The 26,320-nt window shown below is 47.4% G+C and carries 22 protein-coding genes; 9 read left to right on the forward strand and 13 right to left on the reverse strand.

The features are described 5' to 3' along the window. Positions 1-215: 215 nt before the first annotated feature. From AC5ZC7_RS06185 to AC5ZC7_RS06200, 4 genes are all read right to left on the reverse strand, one after another. Positions 216-2,165 carry a sulfatase-like hydrolase/transferase gene (locus AC5ZC7_RS06185; protein ID WP_496160465.1) on the reverse strand — a complete coding sequence of 650 codons (1,950 nt, stop codon included), beginning with the start codon at positions 2,163-2,165 and terminating at the stop codon, positions 216-218. Between the two features lie 49 nt (positions 2,166-2,214). Beyond that, positions 2,215-4,206, reverse strand: a complete 1,992-nt coding sequence (locus AC5ZC7_RS06190; RefSeq protein ID WP_496160464.1) for a TonB-dependent receptor domain-containing protein — start codon at positions 4,204-4,206, stop codon at positions 2,215-2,217. Between the two features lie 62 nt (positions 4,207-4,268). Next, entirely contained in the window at positions 4,269-5,531 is a 1,263-nt protein-coding gene (locus AC5ZC7_RS06195; RefSeq protein ID WP_496160463.1) for a PorY family sensor histidine kinase, read from the reverse strand. Between the two features lie 35 nt (positions 5,532-5,566). Further along, on the reverse strand, positions 5,567-6,238 hold the full coding sequence (locus tag AC5ZC7_RS06200) for a response regulator (RefSeq protein WP_496160462.1): 672 nt from the start codon (positions 6,236-6,238) through the stop codon (positions 5,567-5,569). Positions 6,239-6,534: 296 nt separating this feature from the next. On the opposite strand from AC5ZC7_RS06200, the gene AC5ZC7_RS06205 reads away from it, so the two are divergent. After that, complete coding sequence (locus tag AC5ZC7_RS06205) at positions 6,535-6,924, forward strand: hypothetical protein (RefSeq protein ID WP_496160461.1); 390 nt, start codon at positions 6,535-6,537, stop codon at positions 6,922-6,924. Between the two features lie 86 nt (positions 6,925-7,010). Here AC5ZC7_RS06205 and AC5ZC7_RS06210 read toward each other — a convergent pair whose 3' ends face one another. Next, positions 7,011-8,276, reverse strand: a complete 1,266-nt coding sequence (locus AC5ZC7_RS06210; RefSeq protein ID WP_496160460.1) for a glycoside hydrolase family 99 protein — start codon at positions 8,274-8,276, stop codon at positions 7,011-7,013. 263 nt (positions 8,277-8,539) lie between these two features. Here AC5ZC7_RS06210 and AC5ZC7_RS06215 point away from each other — a divergent pair, with 263 nt between their 5' ends. Continuing rightward, positions 8,540-9,319: a ThuA domain-containing protein gene (locus AC5ZC7_RS06215; RefSeq protein WP_496160459.1), complete on the forward strand. Its 780-nt coding sequence runs from the start codon at positions 8,540-8,542 to the stop codon at positions 9,317-9,319. A gap of 3 nt (positions 9,320-9,322) precedes the next feature. Here the strand turns inward: AC5ZC7_RS06215 and AC5ZC7_RS06220 are convergent, their stop codons facing one another. From AC5ZC7_RS06220 to AC5ZC7_RS06240, 5 genes are all read right to left on the reverse strand, one after another. Continuing rightward, positions 9,323-10,438, reverse strand: coding sequence for a serine hydrolase (locus tag AC5ZC7_RS06220; protein ID WP_496160458.1), 1,116 nt, complete (start codon positions 10,436-10,438; stop codon positions 9,323-9,325). Positions 10,439-10,442: 4 nt separating this feature from the next. After that, positions 10,443-11,240, reverse strand: a complete 798-nt coding sequence (locus AC5ZC7_RS06225; protein ID WP_496160457.1) for a PhzF family phenazine biosynthesis isomerase — start codon at positions 11,238-11,240, stop codon at positions 10,443-10,445. An 8-nt stretch (positions 11,241-11,248) separates the two neighbouring features. Beyond that, complete coding sequence (locus AC5ZC7_RS06230) at positions 11,249-12,460, reverse strand: MFS transporter (RefSeq protein ID WP_496160456.1); 1,212 nt, start codon at positions 12,458-12,460, stop codon at positions 11,249-11,251. 78 nt (positions 12,461-12,538) lie between these two features. Further along, positions 12,539-13,123, reverse strand: a complete 585-nt coding sequence (locus AC5ZC7_RS06235; protein WP_496160455.1) for a TetR family transcriptional regulator — start codon at positions 13,121-13,123, stop codon at positions 12,539-12,541. A 106-nt stretch (positions 13,124-13,229) separates the two neighbouring features. Continuing rightward, on the reverse strand, positions 13,230-13,442 hold the full coding sequence (locus AC5ZC7_RS06240; RefSeq protein WP_496160454.1) for a hypothetical protein: 213 nt from the start codon (positions 13,440-13,442) through the stop codon (positions 13,230-13,232). Between the two features lie 68 nt (positions 13,443-13,510). Between AC5ZC7_RS06240 and AC5ZC7_RS06245 the strand changes: the two genes are divergently transcribed. Beyond that, entirely contained in the window at positions 13,511-14,413 is a 903-nt protein-coding gene (locus AC5ZC7_RS06245) for an ADP-ribosylglycohydrolase family protein (protein ID WP_496160453.1), read from the forward strand. Positions 14,414-14,418: 5 nt separating this feature from the next. Here the strand turns inward: AC5ZC7_RS06245 and AC5ZC7_RS06250 are convergent, their stop codons facing one another. From AC5ZC7_RS06250 to AC5ZC7_RS06260, 3 genes are all read right to left on the reverse strand, one after another. Next, the gene (locus AC5ZC7_RS06250; protein WP_496160452.1) at positions 14,419-16,182 is read right to left on the reverse strand and encodes an ABC transporter transmembrane domain-containing protein; all 1,764 of its coding nucleotides are present in this window, start codon (positions 16,180-16,182) and stop codon (positions 14,419-14,421) included. Next, complete coding sequence (locus tag AC5ZC7_RS06255) at positions 16,166-17,908, reverse strand: ABC transporter transmembrane domain-containing protein (RefSeq protein ID WP_496160451.1); 1,743 nt, start codon at positions 17,906-17,908, stop codon at positions 16,166-16,168. The genes AC5ZC7_RS06250 and AC5ZC7_RS06255 overlap by 17 nt, the downstream gene beginning before the upstream one ends. A 181-nt stretch (positions 17,909-18,089) precedes the next feature. Then, on the reverse strand, positions 18,090-18,656 hold the full coding sequence (locus tag AC5ZC7_RS06260) for an NAD(P)H-dependent oxidoreductase (protein WP_496160450.1): 567 nt from the start codon (positions 18,654-18,656) through the stop codon (positions 18,090-18,092). A gap of 259 nt (positions 18,657-18,915) precedes the next feature. On the opposite strand from AC5ZC7_RS06260, the gene AC5ZC7_RS06265 reads away from it, so the two are divergent. The 6 genes from AC5ZC7_RS06265 to AC5ZC7_RS06290 all read left to right on the forward strand — a co-directional run bounded on the left by AC5ZC7_RS06265 (position 18,916) and on the right by AC5ZC7_RS06290 (position 26,287). After that, positions 18,916-19,545: a helix-turn-helix transcriptional regulator gene (locus AC5ZC7_RS06265; RefSeq protein WP_496160449.1), complete on the forward strand. Its 630-nt coding sequence runs from the start codon at positions 18,916-18,918 to the stop codon at positions 19,543-19,545. A gap of 79 nt (positions 19,546-19,624) precedes the next feature. Beyond that, a complete protein-coding gene (locus tag AC5ZC7_RS06270) occupies positions 19,625-20,071 on the forward strand; it encodes an ATP-binding protein (protein ID WP_496160448.1) in 447 nt (148 codons plus the stop codon). After that, positions 20,061-20,822, forward strand: coding sequence for a tRNA(His) guanylyltransferase Thg1 family protein (locus AC5ZC7_RS06275; RefSeq protein ID WP_496160447.1), 762 nt, complete (start codon positions 20,061-20,063; stop codon positions 20,820-20,822). The genes AC5ZC7_RS06270 and AC5ZC7_RS06275 overlap by 11 nt, the downstream gene beginning before the upstream one ends. 100 nt (positions 20,823-20,922) lie before the next feature. Next, positions 20,923-21,543 carry an RNA polymerase sigma-70 factor gene (locus AC5ZC7_RS06280; protein WP_496160446.1) on the forward strand — a complete coding sequence of 207 codons (621 nt, stop codon included), beginning with the start codon at positions 20,923-20,925 and terminating at the stop codon, positions 21,541-21,543. A gap of 83 nt (positions 21,544-21,626) precedes the next feature. Next, positions 21,627-22,814 (forward strand): FecR domain-containing protein, encoded by a 1,188-nt coding sequence (locus AC5ZC7_RS06285; RefSeq protein WP_496160445.1) that lies wholly within the window; start codon positions 21,627-21,629, stop codon positions 22,812-22,814. A gap of 260 nt (positions 22,815-23,074) precedes the next feature. After that, positions 23,075-26,287, forward strand: coding sequence for a SusC/RagA family TonB-linked outer membrane protein (locus AC5ZC7_RS06290; RefSeq protein WP_496160444.1), 3,213 nt, complete (start codon positions 23,075-23,077; stop codon positions 26,285-26,287). Positions 26,288-26,320 lie beyond the last annotated feature (33 nt).

Consider the following 26,320-nt stretch of genomic DNA (forward strand, 5'->3'; position numbering starts at 1 on the left):
GCTGTCAACAGGGACAGTGCTTTTATACATCATTTGAATGCAACTTAAAAAAGAGGCCAGATTATGCGTGCCGGTGGGTACAAAAACAATCTTAAGAATACCGGAAAAATAAATTTAGGGAATTAAGTGCAGAAATAGGGTGAAATTTTTGTGGGTTTCCTGATAATTTGTTTAAAAATAAGGCCGGGGTATTTTATTACCCCGGCCTTATTTTATTATTTTTTCATTCCCCCGTTTTTAAACAGGAAGTAAGCAGTTTGATAGTTGGCAATGCTATTTTTGAGCAGGGAGCTGTCCATCGGAGCAGGGTGTTGCTCATTGTGGGCCTCATTCCAGTTGAAGCATTCAGCTTTTTGTTGCGGGCTGAGGATGAGCAGCTTGCCGGGTTCCAGGTAGCCCAGTTTCTGGTAGGTGCTCACCATGGCACGTGGCTGATAGCCTGGTTCCAGCACGTTTTTACCATAGAGCTTGCTATTGTAGCTCCAATGCAGTAAACCGAGCAGGGTAGGGTAAATATCGATCTGGGAGCACATGGCGTTGATTTCCTGTGGTGCAACCCCTGGCACATTGTACACGATGCAGGGGATATGATATTTACTGATTTCAATTTCATTTTTGCCGGCGCTGCTGGCGCAATGGTCGGCTACAAAGATGACTACCGTATTTTTAAACCATGGTTTGGTGCTGATATTTTTCAGGAATTCCCCGATGGCATAGTCGGTATATTTCACGGCGCCTTCGCGGCTGGTACCGGATGGAATATCTATTTTGCCGGCAGGGTATGTGTAAGGACGGTGATTAGAGGTGGTCATGATGAAGTCGTAGAACGGCTTTCCGGCGGCATACTTTGCATCCGCGCTTTTGATGGCAGCGTTGTAAATATCTTCATCGCAGATGCCCCAGGCATTTTCAAAATGCACGTCGCTGTCTGGTATATTGGTGCGGGTAGTGGTGATTTCATCGTGCACAAATTTATTGCGGAGACGATCGGTGATATCATAGCCGTTGTTGCCAAAAAATTTGTTCATGTTATCGAAGTATCCGTCGCCGCCATAGAAGAAGGTGCTTTCGTAGCCGGCCTGTTCAAAGATTTGCCCGATAGAAAACAGGCCTTCATTGTTTTTGCGGCGTACAATACTTTGTCCGGGTGTAGGCGGCACAGCGAGGGAGAGGGCTTCCATGCCTCTCACGGTGCGGGTGCCCGTGGCGTACATCCCGGTAAACAAGATACCCTGTTTGGCGATGCTGTCCAGTACTGGTGTGATATGTTGCGTATTACCGAAGCGTGTCATGAAGTCGGCGCTGAAGCTTTCGATAGTCACCATGATCACATTGGGCGACACCTTTGTGGTGGTATCTGTAATGCTTCTGAGTATACTGTTGCCGTTTTCCAGGTAGCGGCTATCGGGTGATTGCAGCAGGGTACGCAGGTGTTCAAAAGCACGGTTATTATCTTCCTGTAAATAGTATTTGTCGTATGCCAGTTCATTGTTGAGGTAGGCAGATACAAATGAGTACACACCTGCCTTGGAGAGCTCCTGTGCATAGCGGTTTTTGCTTTGCTCAGCCCAGGTGTTGCTGATCAGAAAAGTATGCAGCAATAATAACCCAAGGAGGCCTGCAAAGGTGAAAAGCCTTTTCCCGAAAGAGGTATTGGATTGAAAGCTCCGGCGGAAAGTACCACGGCGGGCAAGGCCCCAGGTAAGCAGCAAGGTAAACAACAATACGCCTCCAATCAGCAGGGGCAGCGGGTAAGATTCGTTGATATTGCTGATTACTTCGTACGTGTAGATGAGATAATCTACCGCAATAAAGTCGAAGCGACCGGCATATTCTCCCCAGAAAGTGAATTCTGCAAAGAAGGAAAATATGAGGATCATGAGGGCCAGGAAACAGCCGATATAGGTAAACAGCCGGTTGAATAAAGTGTTATTCAGTCGCTGCGGCAATATCAGCAGATAGAAGGCGTAGGCGATAGTAAAGAACAAAGCCACCCCGATATCGTATATCAAACCCTTACCATAAATAACCGGTACATCAGAAAAGTGGAGGCCGGATTGCGGGTAAATCCAGATCAGCAGCGCAGTTCTTACGAGGAATGACAGTATAAGGAGCAGGGTGCCGAAGCCAAATAAAACGGCGTACCTGTTTTTTGCGAATTTCATCTTAATACAGAAAATTAGGATCGCAAAGGTACGCCGTTCTCAATATTATCTATAAATTAAATTTTACGGACATGTTGATGGTACGGCCATCGATAGGTCCCCAGAGGTTAGCAAAGGATGGATTGCTAACTGGTCCGGTAAAGAGCGGCGTATTTTTACCCTGACGGGCATCGAAGATGTTTTCACCATTCAGTACGAGGGTGATATGTTCTCCAAACTGCCGGGAAATCATAGCGGCCCAGAACCAATAGTTAGGTGTTTTCTGGTTGTTGTAATCGTATTGGTTACCTATCCAGCTGTTTTCAATGCCAAAGCGCCATTTGCCTTCTATTTCATACGCCAGGGTGCTGGCGAATTTATCCTGTGGTGCAAAAGGAATATTAACGGATCCGGTGTTGTTATACCGGGAAACGGTGTGGTTGTAGCCCAGGTATAATTCCAGGTGATCCAATGCAAAGCGGAGGTAAGTATCTGTACCAAGGCTGTTTACCTGGTAAGGCATGTTTTCCAGCATGAGCATGTTTGAATTGGAGGCGCTGGCTACCGGCAATATGGGGTCTTTAATATGGGTGTAGTAGAGTGCCTGGTTAATGGTCATTTCTACTTTACCCAATGAGGCGCGGTAGTTGCCATCGAAGTTGATGCCCTGGCTTCTTTCTGATTTTACACCTGCGCTCAGTGGCAGCAGGTTACGGTAGCCGATGGTTTGTGTTTGTGCGGTAAAGATAGCGGGTGATTTATACCCGGTACCAGCGCTCAGTCGCAGGGAAAGGTCGTCTACCGGTTTGTATACAAAGGCCAGGCGGGGCAATACATACCATCCGAATACGTTATGGTAGTCGGCGCGTAGTCCGGCTTCCGCCAGGAGCTGATCAGTGATGTGGTAGCCGTCCTGTATAAAGGCGCCCATGGTGTTGTAGGTGTAGTTGCCTAACAGGGTGCTGTCGCCGGTGGCGCGACGGTAAATTTCGCCGGTGTTATTGAGTCCTGCTACCCAGTCGTGTTTGCCGCTTTTTTTGTTGTACGAAGCTTCTGCGTAGGTGCTGGTTTGATTACCCAGCAAGGCAAAGGTGCCCTGATCGTTTTGCAGGTGGAAGAAGCTACCCACGCCTTTGATGGCGAGGGTACCGCCGCCCAGGTTTTTGCGGGTAAACTGGAGGTCTACACTGTGGCGATCGCTGTTATTTACTTCTGTGTATTGGTGCGTATTATCGGCCTGATGTTCCAGTACCCGCATGTCGCCGCCTTCTCTTTTCTCGATGGTACCGGTATAACCTGCTACCAGGGTAGTTTGTGGGTTGATGTACCAGAAGAAGCGGGGATGGAGGAGGTATTGGCGCAGGCGGGGTACGTCGCTGAAGCCGTCTTTATTGACGTCTACAGGATTTTGCGTAGTTACGCCGGCGAAGAGGGTCAGTCCTGTTTTGCCATATCGTTCTGCATAGAAAGCGTTTACGTTAGTTTCTTTCAGGGTGCTGCGGTTGGCCAGGATGGTGAGTTCGGGTTTGCTACCCGGTGTTTTGGCTACGAAGTTGATGATGCCGGCAATAGCGCCCCCACCGTACAGGGTGGATACTGATCCTTTAATGATTTCTATTTGTTTGAGATCCAATGGCGGAATGGCGAGTACGCCGAAGTTGCCGCTGAGGCCTTCATACACAGGCACACCATCACGAAGCAACTGGGTGTATTTGCCATCCAGTCCCTGCATACGGATGGCGTTGTTGCCGCTCACTGCAGAGGTGTTCTGAATATGTATAACGGATAAGTCGCCCAGGATACTGGCTACGTTACCTGGTTTGATACCGCTTTCTTCCAGCATTTCTTCTTTACCCAGCACTTCTACTTTCATGGGTAGGTCTTCAATGCGACTGTTATTACGGGTAGAAGTAATAATCACTTCGTTGAGATCGGACACTTTGCTGATGGTGTCTGCCGGGGCAGGTTTGACGGTGTCCTTAACGGGAGCGGCTACACGATTTTGAGCAGCCAATGGAAGGGCTGTGCTGAGTACAGTGATGGCCAGTAGTATTTGTTTCATATAACGGCGCTTATAATTTACTGCACAAAGTAAAGCAGTGAATCTGGAGTAAATCTGAGCAATTATGCTGTTACGGTAAAGGTATGTTGTCCATTGCTATACTCATAGCGGATCTGCAGGTGATAGGAATCTGCTATTTTTTTTACGATGGCGAGTCCCAGGCCATTGGAATTGGAGTAACCGGTAGTTTGTTTTTTGAAGCGTTGAAACAGCATGGCGGCAGGGATTTCCGGTAGTTCGCTGGTATTGGTGACGACGAACGTTTGCGCGGTGATCCGGATATCAATATTGCCTTTGGGATAATTGTATTTGATAGCGTTGCCGAGCAGGTTACTCACAAGGATATCGGTGAGTGCCGGGTGCAGGGGCCAGGGGGCATTGTCTGTCATTTCTTTATGGATACTGATTTCCTTCTCCCGGATTAATTCTTCAAAAAGCAGTAGATATTTTTCTGTTACGGTACAGAGGTCTGGCTGTTCGGTAACCGGGTATTGCTGATTTTCTATTTTGGCCAGCAGCAGCAGGTTGTGATTAAGCCTGGATAAGCGTTGCAGTTCTTCATAGCTCATCAGGATGCCATTGAGCTGTGTTTCAGAAAGGGTATCATCCTGTAATAATAATTCCAGTTTACTTTGTGCAATAGCAAGTGGGGTCTGCATTTCATGGGCAGCATCTTCTGTGAGTTCCTTGATGCTGGTATAGTCCTGGTGAATGCGGCTCGTCATATTATTCAGTGCCGCATTGAGTTGGTTAAATTCGTGTGTGGCGGTGCGGTCAAATACGGTATTCTCCAGTTTATTCAACTGCAGGCGTTGTATTTTATCGAGGGAGTGATAAAATGGTTTCCATACGCTTCTGCTGATCAGCCAGTTAGTGATCAGTACAAAGATCAATAATCCTCCGAAGGCGGTGAGCATTACATAAGCTACGTTTTTGATCAGGTCATCTTTTTCAATGAGCGACTTGCGCAGCGTGAGTTCATAGTTCTGGTTGTGCAGGGTGATGACCTGCGATAGTTGCCGGAAGGGAGCGTAGGTATTTTCCGGTTCCTGGTAAATATTGATGCCTTTTAGTTTATGTTTTTTTTGTGCCGTATTTTCTGTTGGCTGCAAATTAAACTCCGGTGTATGGATGCTGAAAACGGGATTGTTAACACTGGCGGTATCCAGGTAACGCATCCACTGTAATTTATCGTTGATTAGTTCTTCATCTGTTTCATGTTTTATCTCCTTATTGAATTTAGTATAGAAGAAGAAAGCGCCTGCTGTAAAAACAGGTAACATGATCAGTAAAAAGTAAACGGTTGTTTTGGTCAGCAACTTCATGATAGCGGTGTATATTTATTTATTACGGGCGGGGTTTATCCGAAGCGGTAACCGGTGCCATAAACCGTTTTGATATAATCTTCTCCGCCAGCTTCCAGCATTTTTTTACGGAGATTTTTGATGTGGGTATAGATAAAATCGTAGGAGCCGGCCTGGTCGTATTCATCTCCCCACAGATGTCCGGCCAGTGCGGATTTGGTCACTACCCGGTGTTGATTGGCGATGAAGTACAGCAATAGTTGGTATTCTTTGCCGGTGAGGGTGATAGATTTATTGTGTACCAGCACTGTTTTGGAGGCGGGTTTGATTACAATTTCCGCGAACGTGATGGTGGTATTGCCATCAAAGTTTTTACGGCGTAAAATGGCGTTTACGCGGGCATTTAATTCAGATAGATGGAAAGGCTTGGTGAGATAATCATCTGCACCCAGTTCCAGGCCACTGAGTTTATCTTCCAGGGAATCTTTGGCAGAGATAATGATGATGCCCGCTTTGGATTCCAGTAATTTCAGCTCCTTTACCACATCCAGTCCGTTTCCGAAGGGAAGACCAATATCTGCTACAATACAATCGTAGTCAAACTCATTGACTTTATCGATGGCCTGCTTAAAATCGGCGGCCAGTTCACAGATATAGCCCTGGTGTTCCAAATATTCCTGTATACTGGTTCTGAGCGCAGGTTCGTCTTCTATAATCAGCACTTTCATGGGCTAAAAATAGGGATAATTCCTAAAGGAAATCTGTAGTGGCGGGATTGAGGGGGGTGATTCCCGGAAATGCTTGTTGGTAAATGGTTTATGGCTTTATGGTTAGGTGTCCATATTAGTGTGATGGATTTCAGGAGATAGCTGCCTGGGTATCAATATTTAAGTAAATAAAGTATATAAATGATAAAACGGTGTCCACCATAGCTAAATGGTTTTTCTTAGGAAAATTAAAACTATGCATGCTTACTTATCGTACATACATTACCGAGATCAATTTTAATCATGCAGGCATTATTATGAATTCTTATTTTAAAATGATTGCAGATAGTATAGGGCTAAGAAAGTTGCCAGAAAAGCCAACGGTAACCAGGCGCGTAGCGGATGCGGAAACCATAGAGTTGACAGCGTTAATGGACAATATACCCAACGCCAAATCAGTAGCAGCGGCTTATCAGAAAATGATAAAATCAGGCAGTTTGGATGAGCGTTTCAAATGCGGTGATCCAGGCAAATGCTGGCTGGAATTAGAGCAGATGATCCTGACCAGGGATGAAAGACGTAAAGGCAACCGGCGTAAAATTATCTGGATGCTGGTAATGTTTGCGTTGGTAGGCATTGCTTCTTACCTGGGTGGTGTTTATTTGTTAACGAAAAGTAAATACCTGGGAGTACAGGTGATTAAATAACGTATTGATAATACGCTTGTTTCATAATGATAGAGAATAACCAGGCTGATTAAAAGGATACTTTAATCAGCCTTTTTTGTGCCCCTTTATTTTCTTTCCGGCATGGTTACACTGACCGGTATTTCATTGCGCAGCATTTTAGCGGCTTCTCCCGTTAACCATAAATAATGATCGGAGGGTTTACCGTCGAGGTCAATAAAGGGAGTGGTATTGCTGACAGGGGGCTGGTTGGTCGTTTTAAAGATGGCCGTTGCTTCATTTACCTCGTCAAACATGGCTACATAGAGCATATCTGCACCGGCGCCGAGTGCAGTGGTGATTTGCTGCCAATAAAAGCGGCCGCCTTGCCTGGGAATTGACCCGGAGGGCTTTACATCGTCCGGAAATTCGTAGCGACTCAGGTTATGCCAACTAAATCCCGGGTATACACAGGGAACGTATTCCACTTTGTGGGCGCGGCACCAGGCCAGGTCGGCAATGGTATTGTCGCGGAACCGGTCCATGTCGTTGTGTAACAACGGAGAATAGCGTTGTACGGTCCATGGCAACACGATATCTGCCTGTTCTATGATGGTATGCAGGTAGGGGTCGGGCAGGCAATCAGCCTGCAGGGTGCGCCAGGCAGTGGGTACACCCAGCATCACGGCACAACCTCCGTATACCGGATCATTCTTTAGGAAGTTAATCAGCCGGTCCAGCCCAATATTGCGGAGCTGGTAAGGCCGATCCGGAAAACCGATGCCCCAGATCGCCACAATTGGTTTACCATTTTCCTGTAGATAAGTTTTGGCTCCCGGCTGATTAGTCACTTTCAACTGGTCTACCAGGTATTTCCAGTCTTCAATAATCGCGGAACAATCTTCCCCGGATGCTTTCAGGCCGGAGAGATCATACATAATGGCAATGGCTCTTTTATATTTCGAAGCCGCCGCAAAAGCATTTTTTAGAATAGTGCCGGAGATGCTGTCGTGAAGTTTGGCGTTGTTAAAAAAGCGTTGCATAAAAACGCCGTCGATATTGTATTGCTGCATCCATTTGAAATGGAGGTCTACCGTGCTTTTATCGTAAGAGCTAAAGAAATGGGCGGGCTGTCCGTTGGCCAGCTTAAAGGGCGTGGCATATGTTTTTTCATATTCGCTGACATCCGGCCACATATCAATGCCGCTGCGGGTTTCATCACCATAGGCGTAGTGTTGGACGCCGGAGCCATCGCCGGCGGCGCGAAACCAGCCCTGGTAGCCGGCCATGATCAACCCGTGGTAAGTAGGGTACTGCGATGCTTTGCTGTGTTTTAATTGTGCCAGGGCGGGTACTGCTATCAGCAGCAGGAAAGCCGTTAAGATACGCTTCATATGTACTGTTTTTATTAACGTGGAATCCGGGTGACGGTAAAAATTGGAGAACCCGGCCAGTCCGGATTCTCCATAGGTTTTGCATTCACCTCTTGTTATACCGGTACATTATACCGGAATAAGCTGCAAGTAAAGCGGACAGCCCTAACAGCAGCGTTAACAAAGCATTAATTGCGTGGATTAATGCCCATAATGTTGATAAATTCTTTTGGCATACAAGGACAAGGGAATAACATTATCTTGGGTATACATAACTATCCGCTATGTTCAACAACGTTACCCGCTTATTACGGATACACTTTTTTTCCCTGTTATTGTTATGGCCGGTGTTGTCCGGAGCATCCTCCCATCAACCTGCTTTCAGGGCATTGGTGTTGTATGAAAACGGAGGGCATCACGTGGCCTTTTCGGCGGCAGCCCGTACGTGGCTGGATCAACTGGCGGCCACGCATCATTTTGAAGTACAATACATTCAAACTCCCGACGTGATCACCGATGAATACCTGGCACAGTTCCAGTTGTTTATACAGCTGGATTATGCGCCTTATGGCTGGAAGCCAGCTGCAGCAGCTGCTTTTGAACGATATATTACCAGCGGGCGTGGCGGCTGGGTAGGACTGCATCATGCCACATTGCTGGGAGAATTTGACGGTTTCCCCATGTGGAACTGGTTTTCCGGCTTTATGGGCGGGATCCGTTTTACTAACTACATCCCGGATTTTGCGGATGGTAACGTTATGGTGGAAGATAAAAAGCACCCGGTGATGAAAGGCATTCCTTCGACCTTTCTTATTCAAAAAGAAGAATGGTATACCTATGATAAAAGCCCCAGGGGTGCGGTGCATGTGCTGGCCAGTGTAGATGAGGCTACCTATATGCCGGCATCAGACCGGAAAATGGGGGATCATCCTGTGGTATGGACCAATGAGCAGGTGAAAGCAAAGAATATCTACATTTTTATGGGGCATAGTCCCGCGTTATTGCATAACCCGGCTTATACGCAGTTGTTACAGCAGGCTATTTTGTGGGCCGCTGTTAAGTAGTCATTATTTACCCGTAAAAAGATCTGCTGCAGGCCATGGGGTTGCCGGATCGTTGACGGCGCCCCACAGTAAACCATCCAGATCGTTGAAGAAGCTATCGTCCGTACGGGTATTGCAAAGCATTACCCAGGTAAATCCGTGATGGGAGCGGATTATTTCGCTGGCGGTACCAGGGAGCGAGCCGGAATGCCACCAGTTGTGGTAAGGATTTACCGCCCAGCCCAGGGCATAGCCCGGGTTAGCTTCAGAGCCGGTAGTCATGGCGGTGATGGCGCTATCAGAGAGGATATCTTTGGGAGAAGGAAATCCATCCACCTGTACCAGTAGGCGGGCCAGGTCAGTGGCAGAAGCAATCCACCCGCCGTGTGCATCCATACGGGTGATGTTGTAGATGTAGGGTTGTTCGCTATGTTGACCGTAATAAGTGACTTCGTTTGTTTTTTGCTGTGCCAGGGTGTTGCCGCCAATCTCCATATCGGTAATGCCCGCGGGTTGCAGTACGGCTTTTTTCACATAGGCATCGTAAGGCATACCGGACACTTTTTCGATGATTCTGCCTAGTATGCAATAGCCGAAGTTGGAATAGGCATATACAGTACCGGGTGTATTTTCCAGCGGTTGATGGGTGATAGTCCAGGAAATCAGTTCGTTGGCAGATAAGTCGGGATGACTGAACATGGGATCTGTGCCGTTGTTGGTCCAGCCGCCGGCTGTATGTTGCAGTAGTTGGCGTACCGTAATTTTCCGCAGATTTTCCGCATACGGTGCTTGTCCGTAGGTAGTACCGAGTATACCATTCTTTCCAAATACGGTTGCGTCGAGTGACAATTTCCCTGCGTCCACTAATTTTAGTATAGCCGTAGCTGTTATACACTTTGATACGCTGGCAATGCGAAAGAGACTATTGGAGGTTGCTGCCGTGTGGTGTGAGGTATCCGCGTATCCGTAACCTTTGGCATATACCAGCTTTCCATGATGGGTCACTGCGATGGCCATACCGGGCACCTGGTATTTGGTCATAAAAGCGTTTACGGTATTATCTATCGCCGGCAGGCTTTGTGCAGGGGCTAACGTGGTACAGCAAAGTAATATCAGCAGCGGTATAAGGTAGCGTGTCATTTGTTTAAGGTACAAAAATATTTCCTTCGAGATAGGTTCTGCAGTGGCCACCAATGAATACGCGATCTCCGGCATTTACGCAATACAATTTCCCGGTTCTTGCAGATACCTGTAAAGCAATCATTTCTTTCTTATCGAGTTGTGCACTCCAGAAGGGGATAAGGGAGCAGTGCGCCGATCCGGTAACAGGATCTTCGAAGATGCTGGCCTGTGGGGTAAAGAAACGGGACACAAAATCAACTTCTTTTCCTTTTGCGGTGACGATAATACCGCCGGGGTCCAGGTTGATCTGGTCCAGGATGGCTTTGTCGGGTTGTAGCTGGCGCACTATATTTTCATCGTGGTATACGAGTATATAGTCGCGGGCTTTCAGCACTTCCATCGGATATGCACCGATGCCTTTGAGAATTTCCGGCGGCAGAGAGGCGGTGGTGGCCGGCCTTGCCGGGAAGTTCAGGGTGAGTAGCTGGTTATTTTTGCTGACAACCAGCTCGCCGCTTTGTGTATGAAACGTCAGCTGGTGGAAGTCCCAGCCCAGATGATTGAACAGCACATGTGCAGTAGCGAGGGTGGCGTGTCCGCAGAGATCCATTTCTATTTCGGGTGTGAACCAACGGAGTTCATAATGCCCGGACTGCGCGGTGGGTAGGAAGAAGGCTGTTTCCGGCAGGAAATTTTCGGCGGCAATTTTCTGCAGGATATCGGTGGGTAGCCAGGTTTCCAATTGGCACACCGCTGCCGGGTTGCCGCGGAATAATTCGTCTGTGAAGGCATCTACCTGGTAAATGGGAATATGTGGCATGACATGGGTTATTTACGGTACCCTAAAGTTATTGCTTTTTTATGCGTGCGGGTGCGGGGAACGGTGATGGCCCAGAAGAGGAGTCCCCCGGCACTGATAGCGGCGCCCAGTATGCATACGCCTGTCCAGCCGGCATGAGCATAGGTAGTTGTAGCAGCAATACTCCCAATACCGCTTCCAATGGAGTAAAAAAGCATGTATCCGGCTACAAGGCGATTTCGCGATTCCGGGCGAATTTGATAAATAAGACTTTGGTTGGTGACGTGTACTGCCTGTACCGCGAGGTCCAGCGCTATAATACCGATGATGAGTGCAGGGAGATAAGTGGTCGTGAAGCCAAGTGGTATCCAGGAGAGGAGGAGTAGGGTGAGGGCTATGCCGGTAGTCCATTGGCTGCGGCCCTGGTCGGCCAGTTGTCCGGCTTTGGCGGCGCCCAGTGCGCCGGCTACGCCGATGAGTCCAAACAGGCCGATCACTATATGATTGAATCCATAAGGTGGTGCGCTGAGTGGTAACACCAGGGAAGTCCATAGTACGCTGAAGGAGGCGAAGATAAATCCCGCCAGCACGGCGCGGGTGCGTAGTATGGGTTCCTGCAGCATCAGTTGAAAAACGGAGGCCAATAGTTGCGGATAGGAGGCTACCACTTTATGGGGATCTTCACGGGGCAGCACGCGGAACAGGGCGATGGCGGTGAGCAGCATGAGCGTCGCAGAGAAAAGATATACGGCTCTCCATCCTGCAAGATCGGCCAGGGTGCCGGAAATGGTGCGGGCCAGCAGGATGCCGAGGACTACGCCGCTGGTGACCAATCCTACCATGCGTCCGCGTGCAGCCGGTGCTGCGAGCGTGGCCGCATAGGCTACCAATGTTTGGGTGACCACTGCCAGCATGCCTACGGCGGCCATTCCTACGAAGAAGAGGAGGCGTGTAGGCGCCCAGGCAACGAGTCCGAGTGCTGCCATGGCCAGCAGGAGCTGGGTTACAATCAGTTTGCGGCGATTGAACAAGTCGCCCAGTGGCAGCAGCAACAGTAGGCCGGCTGCATAACCGGTTTGGGTGACGGTTACTATGATACCCGCATCTGCCTCCGGGATCTGAAGATCCTGGCTCATGGTGTTGAGTAATGGCTGGGCGTAGTATACGTTGGCAACGGCGCATCCGCTGGCGATGGCAAATAATAAAGCGGTAGATGTGGTGAGTGGTGTTACTTTTTCCATGCTGAAGTATTTATATTGTACTGATTGGTACAAAATTAAGTATGCGTTTATAAAATGTTATTCGCACAAGTACCTGGGTTAATCCAGGATTTTTAATTGCATTTCTATGAGTTCCCCGAGGGCTTCATTATCGGGATAGATCCGGCGGGTGATGCCCAGGCCATTCCAGTTATTGAGCAGCAAACGGGCCAGCAGTGCGGGATCTTGTTTGGTATGCAGGGTGCCCAGTTCTTTCCCGCGCAGGAGTGCCTGATGGAAAAGTCCTTCCAGTTCCTGCAGGTGATGGGCGGCTTTTTTCATCAGGAGCAGGTCGGTATTCGACAACTCGGCTACGGTGTTGCCCATAATACAGCCGCGTTGATGTATTTTTTTGGGGCTATCGGTAATGCTGCGAAAGAATTGCCGGATATATTCGATCGGATCGGCGGCTTCCGCCACTTCTTTTTTAAAGCGGGTGATCGCTTTTTCACTGTTTTGGGTCAGGGCTTTTTCAAACAATTCTTTTTTACCTCCTTTGAAAGCGAGGTAAAAGCTGCCTTTGCCAATGCCCATTTCTGCCAGCAAGTCTTCTGTGGAAGTGGCTTCGTACCCTTGCCGCCAGAAAAGGTCCGCAGCTTTACTGATCACTTCCTGCTCATCAAATATCTTAGGTCTGCCTGACATGCTACATGAATTTACAGGTAAAGGTATATTCTTTACCAAATAGTACAAAATTTTTCCCAATGCTGAAAACCCTGTACAGGCGAATTCAACATTGGAAATAAATTAATTAGTGATGTGGGGTTTGTGGGTGGAGGAGTTGGAACAACGCTTTCTGCAGATCATCATTGTGAAGGTTGTTCAGCGCCTCGGTGGCGATTTCGTAGAAGGCAGTTTTTTTGCCTAATACGCCAATCACAAACGTGTGCCCCGCTTGTACCGGTTCACTTGTTTGCGGGTGCTTTTTTGATAGTGTTACCACTACATCTTTAAATTTTGACATGCAGTGAATATACCGAAAAAAGCTGGTATGAGTGGGGAAAGGCACCCGGAATAACCGTATTTTACCATATGACATTAAGCAAGCGGGCACGATTTGAAGGCTGTATTTTAGCAGGCGCTATTGGCGACGCCTGGGGAAGCTGCTTTGAAAATACGCCCCCACAGCCCAATTCAAGGACTTTTTACCTGGGAGAAATATCAGCTCCACTGCCCCGGTGGACGTTGACCGATGACACGTGGCTCACGTTGGCTACCTGCGAAATATTATCGCTCGATAAAAATACAGATGCCCTGGCTGCACAATTTCTGCAATACTTTAAAGCAGGCAGCATAGCAGGTATTGGGGCCAGTACCTTAAAAGCCATGCGGGATTTAGCGGCAGGTATACACTGGCGCTATGCCGGCAATAGTGGGGAATATAGTGCTGGCAACGGCGCAGCTATGAGAATAGCTCCTTTTGCATTTTGGGATAGTCGTTCCCGTGAGGATATCAGGGACGCCTGCCGCATTACCCATCAACACGAGGAAGCCTACATTGGTGCACTGGCAGTGGTATTGGCTATACGCGCGGCATTGTCAGGCGCCTGGACTATCACTACTGATCTCTTTGATATTGTGATACCCCAACTACCGGATACGCGCATACGGGATCGGTTGATCGGGATACAACAATTGGGAAAGGAAGCAGGAATAAAGGAGGTGGCCGCATTGGGCAATAATGGTTATGTGGTTAACTCCGTGCCCCTGGCTTTATTTGCGGCTTCGCGCGTAGCGCAAACCGGCATGCAGGAGATGTTTGATGCCCTCATGGCAGCCGGTGGTGATACAGATACCAACGCTTCCATCGCCGGACAAGTAGCGGGAGCGCTATTGGGACCAACAAAAATTCCGGCCACGCTGTTACAAAAGTTACAATCGCTGCCGGAATATGTATATATAGATCGGGTACTACAGGATAGCTACCCTAAGTAATGGTATCAGCTAACTCTTACGCCGTGCAATAGTTTCTCCATCGCATTTTGCAGCGATCCTGCACGGGTAACTTCTCCTGAATTCACAAAGAATATTTCATCTGCATTTTCTATCGTGTTCAACCGGTGGGCAATAATTACACGGGTGGTAGTAGCTGGCAATTTCTCCAGTATTTCACCCAGTAATTGTTCGGTTACTGTATCAATATTGGCGGTGGCTTCATCCAAAATCAGGAGGTCTGGTTTGCGCAGAACGGCCCGCATAAAGGCAATTAGCTGTTTTTGCCCGAGGCTTACACCATCGCCGCTGGCGGCTACTTTTGTTTCCAGTCCCTCTTCAAAGATGGCCAGTAGTTTTTCCAGGTTCGCTTCCTTAATGACATCCGTGAGCTGCTCATTAGAATACTCCTTGTATTGCGGATTGCCGTATAAAATATTTTCTTTTACGGTACCTGTGAATAAAAATGGTTCCTGTAAAATAAACCCGATTTTTTGGGAGCGTTCATTGGCATCGTAACTGCGTATGTCTTTCCCATTCAGCAATACCGTTCCCTGTGTGGGATCGTACAGGCGTGCAATGAGAGAGGCGGTGGTTGTTTTACCGCCACCAGTAGGGCCTACCAAGGCATAGGTTTTTCCTTTTTCCAGGGTAAGACTGATATTATGTAGTATTTCCCTGCCTTCAGGATAGCCAAAGTGTACGTGTTTGAACTCCAGCAGCGGTGCATTGGGGATGGATGTAGCAGGAGCCGGTACGGTTACCAGGTCTGTTTCCAGCACCAGTATTTCAGAGATCCGGTCCCATCCGGCCATGGCTACCTGGAAGTTTGCCCAAAGGGTAGCGAGTTGTCTTAATGGGTTATAGAAATAGTTGGCATACGCGAGGTAGCTTACCAGGAGCCCTATCGAGAATTCGTCTTGTGCAATCAGGTAGATACCACCGGTAAGTACCAGTAGTTGTGCCAGACTGGCGCACATGGCGTAGAAAGGGAGGAAGACGTTGTTGGCCAAACCAGCACCAATAGCTGTTTCATAGTTTTGGGTATTGGCTTCGTCAAAGCGTTTTCTAAAATAATCGCGGCGGTTGAAGGCAACAATCACTTTAAAATTGCTCAGGCTTTCCTGGATTTCCGCACTCATGCCGCCCACGGTTTTCATGTTGGCGGCATTCTTTCTTTTGATCCAGGGTGATAATACGCGGGTAAACAAAAGGATGAGCACCGCCGGCGCCAGCGCGGCAATACCTATTTTATAATTGATGATGATCAGGAACACACCGGCTCCAATCATCATCATAATATTGCCGACAAACTGCATCAGTGATTGAGAAAAAAACTGGTTGAGTTTATCCGTATCATTATTTACCCGGGAAATAAGATCTCCTGCCTTGTTCTGGTTAAAAAAAGCTACCGGCAGTTGTTGTATTTTACTGAAGATAGAATTGCGTAGGGTAAAGAGGGTACGCTGACCCACACCTCCCATCAGTTTGGTCTGGAAGTAGCTGGTGACAAATGCCACGAGGTACATACAGAGGAGTATGCCGGAGAACAGCAGTACACCATGATATTGTTTATGTACTAAATAATGATCCACGGTATAACCAATCAGCAGTGGGCCGGAGAGGTTAAGGCTTGCATTCAGTACAATTGCCAGCAACGCAATGTACAGGTTCTTTTTCTCATGCGTAATGAGTTGCAGCAGGTTTCTGAATGCCGTATAGTTGGACGTTTTATGTTCCTTGCCGGTATATTTATTAAGATTGTAATTCATAGTTGCTGGTACTTTGTTGGGAATTAAAAATCTGGATGTACTCAGGACTGGAATTGATCAGTTCATGATGGGTACCGCTGGCAATAATTTCACCTTGCATGAGCAGGATGATCTGATCATAATGCGTTACGGAGGCAATTTTCTGTGTTACTGACAACAGGGTGATGCCTGGGTATGCTGACTGTACATTGTCCAGTATTTTCTTCTCCGTATTGGTGTCTACTCTTGCTGTGAAGTCGTCCAGCAAGAGAATAGTAGGATTCATGGCCAGTGCGCGGGCCAGCATAAGACGTTGTTTTTGTCCGCCGGAAAGGCTGGTTCCTCTTTCTGATACGATGGTATCCAGTTTTTCGGGGAGTGATTCCGTAAATTCCCTTAAGGCAGCAGTATCGAGTGCTTTTTCCATGGCGGCATCAGTTACCGTTTCATTGAAGGCGATGTTTTCGCGGATGCTCATGTTAAAGATGATACTATCCTGGAATACGAAACCTATTTGTTTGTGAATAGCTTCGGAGTTGTAGGCGGTAACGGGTTGGCCGTCTATCAGTACTTCTCCGCTGGTTGGTTTAATGAGGCCGGTGAGTAAATAGAGCAGCTGGGTTTTGCCAGCGGCGGTAGGTCCTATCACGGCTACTTTCGATCCTGCTTTTACGGAAAAGGAAATATTTTTCAGCACGGGCTTCTGACCGTAGTTGACAGATACATTGCTGAAGTGGATATCTCCCTTAACAGGTGTATTAATGGTACCGGATGGCATCACATCCGGCATATTGATCACGGTGCTGATCCTTTGGTAAGACGCGGTGGCCTGGGCAATCACATTACTCATAAACCCGATAACGAGGATCGGGAAAATGAGCATGGCGAGGTAGCTGTTGAACGCCGCAAAATCGCCGAGGCTCATGGAATTCGTGATCACGAAATGTCCGCCGAGAGAAAGGATGATCAGCCCGGCGAGGCCTGCGGTAAAGGTGATCACGGGAATCAGTCCGGCGAAGAGCCGGATAATGGTGAGGCCAAAGTTCATGGCTTTGGTATTGGCATCGAGGAATTTTTCATATTCCAGTTGCTGGGAATTCACTACGCGGATAAGGGCTGCGCCCAGTATACTTTCGTTGATGACTTTATTGAGCCAGTCCATTACTTCCCTGCTTTTGATAAACACGGCTCTTACCTTACGTAATACCAGGAAAAAGGTAACGCCAATTACCGGGAGTGTAGCAATCACGGCCAGTGCCAGTTTCCAGTTGATTGTGATCAGTAATATACTGGCGCCGATGATGATAAACAGGGAGGATACCAGTGATACGATGGCCTGGGATACAAATAATTTGATGGAGTCTACATCCGCAATCAGGTTGGTGAGCAACCGGGAAGGGTTGGCTTGTTCCACCCATGCGTAGCTTTGGCCGGATATCTTGTTGGATATTTGCGTGCGGAGATTCCGGGCCACTTTTTCAGACACATATGTTTGTATGATATTCTGAAGATAGGTGAACACCAGGATGATAAAAATGGCGACGCCGAATTTTATCAGTAGCGGGTTAAGCTGAAACGTGCCATGTTCATAAGCATCGATGCCGTTTCCGATAATTTTGGGCAGCCATAAATTGAGGCCATTGCTCAACAGCGTAAACAGTATCAGCAAAGCAACCATCCCCATGTATGGCCGTAGCAGACTGAATATGCCGGCTTCTTTCTTTTTAGTACCAGCGTCTTGTTTCATCTTACGAGATAATATATTTTTTGCAGGGTGTGGCTAAAAAACAGGATTTCCTTTTTTGAAGACGATTGCGTTCTGCAAATATTGTAGAAATATTTAGCAAGATATTAATTTTTTAACGGTATAGTTCATTTAAATGCATACAGCGGAGAATGCCCGTATTCTCCGCTGTAGCGTGATTGTTTTAAATGCCGACTGCGGATTGTTTCTTTTCGCAGATAGCGCTGGCGAACCATTGGAATTCATCTATAAATCTTTGTGCCGATCGGGTGGTGATGTCGCTGGTAAGTTCCTGTGCCTCGTTGAAGGCGCCATATACTTCCGGTACCAGTAATTTGGTGGGAAGCGGGAACGCGCCAAGGCTGAGGATGACATGTTGCAGTTGTGTAGCGGCGTTGATACCACCGAGTTTGCCCGCACTGACGGTAACAATGCCCACTACTTTTCTCGAGAATTCGCTGTAAAAATAATCGAGTGCGTTTTTCAGTACACCGGAGAAGCTGCCATGGTATTCCGGTGTGACCATGATTAAGGCATCGGCGGCATGCAGGCGGTTACTTAAATCCTGTACGGCCGCCGGCAGCTGCGGATGTTTGCCTACCCGCTCTTCCAGCATAGGGAGCGATATGGCGGCCAGGTCTACCAGGTCGATATGGTGGTTTTGCGCCGCCAGTTTATGTTGCAGATAATGGCCGATCTTCTGGGATTGCCGTCCCTGCCGGATGCTGCCGATTATGATAGCTATTTTCATGGAGTTGTTATTTATGTTTTAGTATGCACATGTTGCCTGGTACTGCAGGGAACCCCGCAGCGGCAATTGTTGGTTCGTATGTGTTATTTTACCCTCCGGAGGGCCCTGCCGGAGGTAGTGGTCCGCTGTGCCCCGCATACAGCTACTGCGCACGGTATACACGCGGCAGCACCGGTATGGTGGTACGGAACTATTCATCGTATTTCTGAGACAAAGATAGTATCTTTGCTGAATAAACCAAATAAACACTTTGTTTATTATGAATAATAATTTTGCCGACAATGAGCGGGCGATATGGATACTTAAAACCAGGGGGCCACAACCGTTGCAGGCATTAGCAGACGAGTTGAAGGTAACCATGGAAGGTGCGCGTTTTCAATTGCTCAAACTGGCAAATGAAGGGTTGGTAACTGCCACTACTATATCTGAGGGCAGGGGAAGACCCAAGCAGATATGGGGGCTAACGGAAGCCGGCAATGCACGTTTCCCGGACCGTCACCAGGACCTGGCATTGAAGTTACTCTGTAACATGAGTAAAACCCTGGAACCAGCCAAGATGGGAGAAGTACTGCAAGCTACCGCACAAAGTACACTGGAGAAATACCAGGAAGAGCTGAAAGACTGCAAAAACCTGGAAAGTAAAGTGATCTTGCTGGCCGATATCCGCAAACGCGAAGGGTATATGGCAGAATTTAAAAAAGAAGGAGATACGTTGTTGCTGATAGAAAATCATTGTCCTATTCAGGCGGCTGCAAAATGCTGCGGCTATTTTTGCCAGCTGGAACAGGAAATTTTCAGTACCGTACTCGGGAAACACGCCGTTATTGTACGTACAGAACACATTACTGAAGGGCAACGTCGTTGTGTATATGAGATTACAGGAAAGTAATTTTTAGGGAGATAAATACCTCTGTGCTGTTTTTGTGCCCTGATCTGATGTAGGGATGATCCCGGAAAAGATATTACCTATGGAAGCAGTTATTTTTTGTGGCATTCAGGCCACCGGCAAATCCACTTTTTACAAGCAACATTTTTTCGATACCCATTTGCGGATCTCGATGGATCAGCTGCATACACGGAATAAAGAAGGGAAGTTACTGGAGTATTGCTTTTCCCTGCACCAGGCATTTGTAGTAGACAACACCAACCCTGGTAAAGCCGACCGGGAGAAATATATTACCCTTGCCAGGCAGCATAAATTTAAAGTGACGGGATACTATTTCCAATCAGGCTTAATGGATGCTTTGCAGCGCAATAACAATCGGTCTGGTAAAGCGTTAATTCCGGAAGTGGGCGTCCGTGGTACTTATAAGCGATTGGAACTACCTTCCATGCAGGAAGGCTTTGATGAATTATATGTGGTAGCTATTATAAACGATACATTTGTTGTTAAACCCTGGACCGATGAAATTTGATGAGTTAGATGCCAAAATGCGTGTATATGAAACCGCCAATGACGCGCATGTAGTACCCGGCATGTACATGGTAGCAAGGCTTGATGGCCGTGGCTTTACCCGGCTTACTAAAGAGACACACTCTTTTGAGGCGCCTTTCGACACGCGTTTCCGTGATTACATGATTGCTACCACGGAGCACCTGATGACTTGCGGTTTTAAAGTTATTTATGGATATACACAAAGCGATGAGATATCGTTATTGTTTGATTTGAATGAATCCGCGTTTTCCCGCAAGCGCCGGAAATTCATTTCCATACTGGCAGGTGAAGCCAGCGCACAATTCTCGGTATTGCTGGGAGGTGTGGCCGCTTTCGACTGTCGTATTTCCGAATTGCCTAATGCTAGCCTGGTCATCGATTATTTTCGCTGGCGTAATGAGGATGCGCACCGCAACTCGCTGAATGCCCATTGTTACTGGCGTTTGCGGCAGGAGGGAGCCAACAAGGCAGATGCCACGCAGCAGATAGAGCGGTTGAGTACCGCGGAGAAAAATGAATTGTTGTTTTCGCTGGGTGTTAACTTTAATGAGTTACCACAGTGGCAGAAGAGAGGCAGCGGTATTTATTGGGCGGAGGTGGCAAAAGAAGGGTTTGATATAAAGGCACAGGTACCAGTGATCGTGAAAAGGCGGCAATTGCACTGCAATATGGAGCTGCCGATGAAAGACGAGTACAATGAGTTTATCAGCAATATCATTACATCCGTGTGAAGCCTGTCTGTGCTTGTTTTTCCGGGACGGCTATGAATACTCAGCTTTTATCGGTATTTTTATTCCGATAAATCATCGTTTATATTGTCAGGAGGAGGGGATGATAGCCGAGTATACCAAGAATGAGCACTTATTACTGCAAAAATTTGCTGAAGGAGAACAATCTGCGTTCCAATACATATTTAATCAGCATTACCGGGCGCTCTGTTATTTTGCTTTTACGATTGTAGATAACGAACAAGAGGCAGAAGACCTCGTGCAGGAAACCTTTTCGAAGCTATGGCATAAACGGGGTGATTTTACTTCTGCCACCAATATCAAAGCATTTCTTTTTATTGCCACGAAAAACGCGGGCCTTAATTTTCTGAAGAGCCGGGAACGGCTTTCTGTCAGAGAAAAGGAGTTTTCTTATTTGCAGGAAGCGGCGTTTGTTGAGGAGATGAGTGGTTTTGACCCGGTGTTAACGGAAACAGAAATTATTCAGCAGCTGTATGAGGAAATAGAAGGTTTACCTTCACAGTGCAGGCGTATTTTTAAGATGAGTTATCTCGAAGGTCAGAAGAATGAAGATATTGCCAATGCCTTGCACATCTCTTATAACACGGTGCGGGCGCAGAAGTTAAGGGCGCTTAAACTCATCCGGAGCAGCCTGATTAAAAAGAATATATTACCGTTGTTGGGTCTGTATATAGCCCTGATGAAACATTACCATAATTATTAACGGATCTGTTGACCCGGAAAATATTTTTTCCAAAAGCTTTAATCGAAAATAAACTTTCGTTGTTTCTATAGTAAAGGAACGAATTGGCAACAGATCAAAACAGTGAAACCAATCCAATATTGCAACGAATCGCGTACCTGGTATCCCGGTATCACCGGGAGTTGTTGACTGCTGCAGAGGAAGATGAGCTGCGGACATGGATCGCTGCGTCTGCGGATAACCAGCGTTTGTTTGAACGACTAACGGATCCGGATATACTCCGGAACAAGCTGGCGCAGTACGAAAAATTTGATATGACCGCCGCCTGGGCCACCTTTAGTGCGCAGCATTTTCCCGCAGCCAAAGTAGTGCGGTCATCCCGTGCCCATTGGTGGTGGAGTGCCGCTGCTGCGGTGTTGCTCTTATTGGCGGGCAGTATATATTGGTATCGTGAGGCAGCTCCGGCGACAACGGGATCCGCCATACCCGTTGCCCGGATATTGCCGGGATCTACCAAAGCCACGCTGACGCTGGCAGACGGTTCAGTGGTTCCCCTGGATAGTAATGGTCAACAGGTGATCAGGCAACAGGGCGCCCTGATTCGTTTACAAAATGGGCAGTTACAATATAATACGCAGGACTATTCTGCGTCAGCCACCCTCAATACCCTTACCACGCCGAGAGGTGGACAGTTTCGCCTTACACTGCCGGATGGTACGCAGGTATGGCTGAATGCAGCTGCTGCTATTACTTATCCTACGGTATTTTCCGAAGGAAAAAGAGAAGTGGAAATAAAAGGAGAAGTTTATTTTGAAGTGGCGGCAAAAGCGAAAATGCCATTCCTGGTGAAGGCTGGCCGTCATGCTACCATAGAAGTATTAGGTACCAGCTTTAACGTAAACGCCTACACGGATGAGCCGGGCGTTCAAACCACCCTGATACAGGGTGCCGTAAAAGTAAATACGGGACAGGTTTCCAGGGTATTATTACCGGGGCAGCAGGCACAGGTTACCGGGCCTGATCAGCTGAATATAGTGGCTAAAGCCGATACAGCAGCCATCCTGGCCTGGAAGAAGAATGAATTTTACTTCCATGATGCAGACATCCCCACCATTATGCGGCAATTGGCGCGGTGGTATGATGTATCCATTGTTTATGCCGGTAATATTCCTGTTCGCAGGTTCCGGGGCGAAATTCAACGGAATCTTCCGCTGTCGGATGTATTGGAAGGATTAGAAAATACCGGCATCCATTTCCGCGTCCAGGGACGCAGTATTATTGTGGAGCCATAGCTATAGGGGATTTATTTTAGCGATGTCAACTGAATATTATGCACCACCAACTTTAGCATTTATACGCGGTTGTCCGGGCAAAAAAAAGCCGGAGGTGATTGGACCCACCCCCGGAAAAATGTCCGGACGATAGCCGCATTAAGCGTGTACATACTCGAATACAGATTATCCATCCTAACAAATGCAAATTTATGCAATTGACTTATCATGGAAAAGTCCTTTCTATGCCCGGACTTTTCCCAACCAAAATTGCACTTACTATGAGATTAACGATTGTTCTCATGATGGTGGCGACCTTGAAAGTATCAGCAGGTGCTTTTGCGCAAACAGTGACGGTGTCGGTGAAAAACGCACCGATGGAGGATATTTTTTCCTCCGTAAAACAACAAACCGGCTATTTCTTCTTTTATGACAGGGATATGCTGAAAGTAGCCAAACCAGTAACGGTGAAGGCGGATCACCAACCGCTGGCAGACTTTCTGAAGGAAGTGTTTAAAGGCCAACCGCTGGATTACACCCTGAAAGACAGAACCATTTTTATTAAGCAAAAGCTTCCCGCCACGGAGAAACCGGCTACCCATATGGTAGATGAAGGCGCGCAGCAACACACGGTTACAGGTGTTGTCAAAGATGAAGCACGCAATATACTCATTGGGGTGACCATCAAAGTGAAAGGCACCCGTACTGGTACGGTTACCGATGAGGAGGGCCGTTTTTCTATTGTAGCCAGCCTGGGAGATGAACTGGAAGTATCTTATGTAGGATATCAGCCCATGACATTCCGGGTGGCCCATAACAATCCTTATCAGCTATTTTTAAAACGGCAAACCAGCAGCCTGGATGAAACCGTGGTAATTGGCTATGGTACTACCAGTAAGCGGTATAATACCGGATCTGTGGCCAGTATCAAAGCCGGCGACATTGCTTCGCAACCTGTGCTGGACGCCCTGGGCGCTATGCAGGGCCGCGTATCCGGAGTGTTTATTAATTCTTCCAGCGGATTGCCCGGTTCCAATTTTAAAGTACTGATCCGGGGACAAAGCTCTATCCTGCATCCCAACGATCCGCTGTACGTAATAGATGGCGTACCTTTTTATGCAGATCCTATCAACCAATTTACTTCTGCTAATGGGAACCAAAGTCCCATGGCGTCTATTAATCCGGCAGATATAGAGCGGATTGATATATTGAAAGATGCAGACGCCACTTCTATCTATGGCTCCAGGGGCGCAAATGGTGTGGTCCTCATTACCACGAAGAAAGGAAAGGCCGGTAAAACGCAGACTAACTTTAACGTATATACGGGATTAGGTAAGCCGGTGCATATGATGAACATGCTGAGCACACCGGAGTATGTAGCGATGCGGAAGGAAGCGTTTAAGAATGACAATAAACCCTATGACGCAGAAACCGCACCGGATCTCACCGTGTGGGACCAGCAACAAACCACCAACTGGCAGAAATTTTTTATGGGGAATAACGCCCATATTACCGAAGCACAGGGATCTGTATCAGGAGGCAATGAGCAAACACAATTCCTGTTGAGCGGTACCTGGCATAAGGAAACAACAGTAATGCCAGGTAGCCTTGGGTTTCAGCGCGGCGCCGGACATATAAACGTCAACCATTCCGGCGCGAACGGCAGATTCAATGTCATGGCGTCTGTCAATTACTCCGCCAGTGTAGATAATTCCCTGCCTACAGACCTGGTGATGTTTTATAACCTGCCACCTAATTATCCGTTGTATGATTCTGTTGGTAAACTGTACTGGTTTTCCAATGAACAGAATCCGGCGGCCTACCTGCTGCGTAAATCAGAAGTGCGCAGCAATAACCTGGTGGCTAACAGTGTGATCCGGTATACATTGCTGCCTGGTTTAAATATAAAAGCCAACCTGGGATATACCCGCACAGATATGAAACAGATGCGGATTACACCAAATGCCAGCTTTAATCCCAGAGAAGGTACCGGTAGCCAGTCTTACTTTGGCAACTCCAGCTTTGGATCCTATATCGTAGAACCACAACTGGATTATAATAAAACCATTGCTAAAGGAAACTTGCAGGTGTTGCTGGGAAGCAGCTGGCAGCAGAGTATCACACAAGGGCAATCGGTAATTGCAGATGGTTTTTCCAGTGATGCGTTGCTGGAAGACCAGCAAGCGGCTGGCCTGATTACACCCCGTCCGTCGGAATATGCGTTTTATCGTTATACCTCTGTATTTGGCCGGGTAAATTATAACTGGGAGGAAAAGTATATCGTTAATGCTTCTTTCCGCCGCGATGGTTCCACCAGGTTTGGGCCGGGTAACCGCTTTGGTAACTTCGGTGCAGTAGGTGCCGCGTGGATATTCAGCAAGGAAGATGTTATGAAAAACCTGCACTTCCTGAGTTTTGGTAAACTCCGGGGTAGCATCGGTAACTCCGGCAATGATAAAGTAGGAGACTATCAATACCTGGATAGCTGGAGCTCTACTAATTTCCCTTATAACGGTGTGCCGGGATTGACGCCATCCCGTCTTCCTAATTCCCTGTACCGCTGGGAAGAAAGCCATAAAAAAGAGATCGGCCTGGAGTTGGGATTCCTGAACGACCGCATCTTCTTCAATACCAACTATTATTATAATATTTCCAATAATCAGCTGGTGGATTTACAGTTGAGTCCACAGGTAGGTTTTCCTTCCATTACGGCCAACCTGCCGGCCAGTGTAATGAACCGCGGCTGGGAGTTTGAAATAAATACGTCCAATATTATACGCCCGCATTTCTCCTGGAAAACATCCGTGAACCTGACGGTGAGTAAAAATGAACTCAAATCATTTCCAGATATTGAAGCCTCTGCCTATAAAGATGTATACGTAATAGGACAGCCCTTATCTGTGGTAAAAGGTTACCAGTTCCTGGGTATTAACCCGGAAACCGGCCGGCCCAACTTTTTTAGCAACAGCGGTAATGCTGCACCTTCGGAATTTGTTGATTACGTGATATTGGGCAACCGTGATCCGCGGTTTTATGGCGGTATATCGAATGGTTTTACCTGGAAGGAATTCAGCCTGGATTTCCTGTTCCAGTTTGTGAAACAGGAAGGCCCTGGTATTAACTATGGCTATAATGTTCCCGCTATTGGCAACTTCGCTAACCAGGACCTTCGGGCACTGGACCGCTGGAAACAAAAAGGAGATATCACTACGGTTCCCGGAGCTACCACGGTAGCGGGGATTACAGACTATCGTAATTACAGTCTTTCTACGGCTAATTGGGGCGATGCCTCTTACATCCGTTTGAAAAATGTTTCCCTGAAATATGATTTTTCAAAGTTCGTGAAGAAATGGAAAATCAGTAGCCTGAGCGTCTATGCGTTGGCGCAAAACCTACTCACCTTCACCAACTATAAAGGAATGGATCCTGAAACACAGGGTATGGTAATGCCTCCGCTGAAATCTTATGTAATCGGATTACAGTTGGGTTTATAAAGTATTATTTCTGTTTAGCAGATAAAAAGATAT

The sequence above is a fragment of the Chitinophaga sp. 9-1-y genome (assembly GCF_059511905.2).

What these genes read in the sequence shown, in the direction of transcription:
- AC5ZC7_RS06235 (WP_496160455.1), bottom strand. Translation starts at nt 13,123, where the DNA reads ATGTCAGGCAGACCTAAGATATTTGATGAGCAGGAAGTGATCAGTAAA.
- AC5ZC7_RS06250 (WP_496160452.1), bottom strand. Translation starts at nt 16,182, where the DNA reads ATGAATTACAATCTTAATAAATATACCGGCAAGGAACATAAAACGTCC.
- AC5ZC7_RS06215 (WP_496160459.1), top strand. Translation starts at nt 8,540, where the DNA reads ATGTTCAACAACGTTACCCGCTTATTACGGATACACTTTTTTTCCCTG.
- AC5ZC7_RS06195 (WP_496160463.1), bottom strand. Translation starts at nt 5,531, where the DNA reads ATGAAGTTGCTGACCAAAACAACCGTTTACTTTTTACTGATCATGTTA.
- AC5ZC7_RS06230 (WP_496160456.1), bottom strand. Translation starts at nt 12,460, where the DNA reads ATGGAAAAAGTAACACCACTCACCACATCTACCGCTTTATTATTTGCC.
- AC5ZC7_RS06210 (WP_496160460.1), bottom strand. Translation starts at nt 8,276, where the DNA reads ATGAAGCGTATCTTAACGGCTTTCCTGCTGCTGATAGCAGTACCCGCC.
- AC5ZC7_RS06225 (WP_496160457.1), bottom strand. Translation starts at nt 11,240, where the DNA reads ATGCCACATATTCCCATTTACCAGGTAGATGCCTTCACAGACGAATTA.
- AC5ZC7_RS06200 (WP_496160462.1), bottom strand. Translation starts at nt 6,238, where the DNA reads ATGAAAGTGCTGATTATAGAAGACGAACCTGCGCTCAGAACCAGTATA.
- AC5ZC7_RS06255 (WP_496160451.1), bottom strand. Translation starts at nt 17,908, where the DNA reads ATGAAACAAGACGCTGGTACTAAAAAGAAAGAAGCCGGCATATTCAGT.
- AC5ZC7_RS06205 (WP_496160461.1), top strand. Translation starts at nt 6,535, where the DNA reads ATGAATTCTTATTTTAAAATGATTGCAGATAGTATAGGGCTAAGAAAG.
- AC5ZC7_RS06240 (WP_496160454.1), bottom strand. Translation starts at nt 13,442, where the DNA reads ATGTCAAAATTTAAAGATGTAGTGGTAACACTATCAAAAAAGCACCCG.
- AC5ZC7_RS06245 (WP_496160453.1), top strand. Translation starts at nt 13,511, where the DNA reads ATGACATTAAGCAAGCGGGCACGATTTGAAGGCTGTATTTTAGCAGGC.
- AC5ZC7_RS06265 (WP_496160449.1), top strand. Translation starts at nt 18,916, where the DNA reads ATGAATAATAATTTTGCCGACAATGAGCGGGCGATATGGATACTTAAA.
- AC5ZC7_RS06280 (WP_496160446.1), top strand. Translation starts at nt 20,923, where the DNA reads ATGATAGCCGAGTATACCAAGAATGAGCACTTATTACTGCAAAAATTT.
- AC5ZC7_RS06220 (WP_496160458.1), bottom strand. Translation starts at nt 10,438, where the DNA reads ATGACACGCTACCTTATACCGCTGCTGATATTACTTTGCTGTACCACG.
- AC5ZC7_RS06270 (WP_496160448.1), top strand. Translation starts at nt 19,625, where the DNA reads ATGGAAGCAGTTATTTTTTGTGGCATTCAGGCCACCGGCAAATCCACT.
- AC5ZC7_RS06290 (WP_496160444.1), top strand. Translation starts at nt 23,075, where the DNA reads ATGAGATTAACGATTGTTCTCATGATGGTGGCGACCTTGAAAGTATCA.
- AC5ZC7_RS06190 (WP_496160464.1), bottom strand. Translation starts at nt 4,206, where the DNA reads ATGAAACAAATACTACTGGCCATCACTGTACTCAGCACAGCCCTTCCA.
- AC5ZC7_RS06260 (WP_496160450.1), bottom strand. Translation starts at nt 18,656, where the DNA reads ATGAAAATAGCTATCATAATCGGCAGCATCCGGCAGGGACGGCAATCC.
- AC5ZC7_RS06185 (WP_496160465.1), bottom strand. Translation starts at nt 2,165, where the DNA reads ATGAAATTCGCAAAAAACAGGTACGCCGTTTTATTTGGCTTCGGCACC.
- AC5ZC7_RS06275 (WP_496160447.1), top strand. Translation starts at nt 20,061, where the DNA reads ATGAAATTTGATGAGTTAGATGCCAAAATGCGTGTATATGAAACCGCC.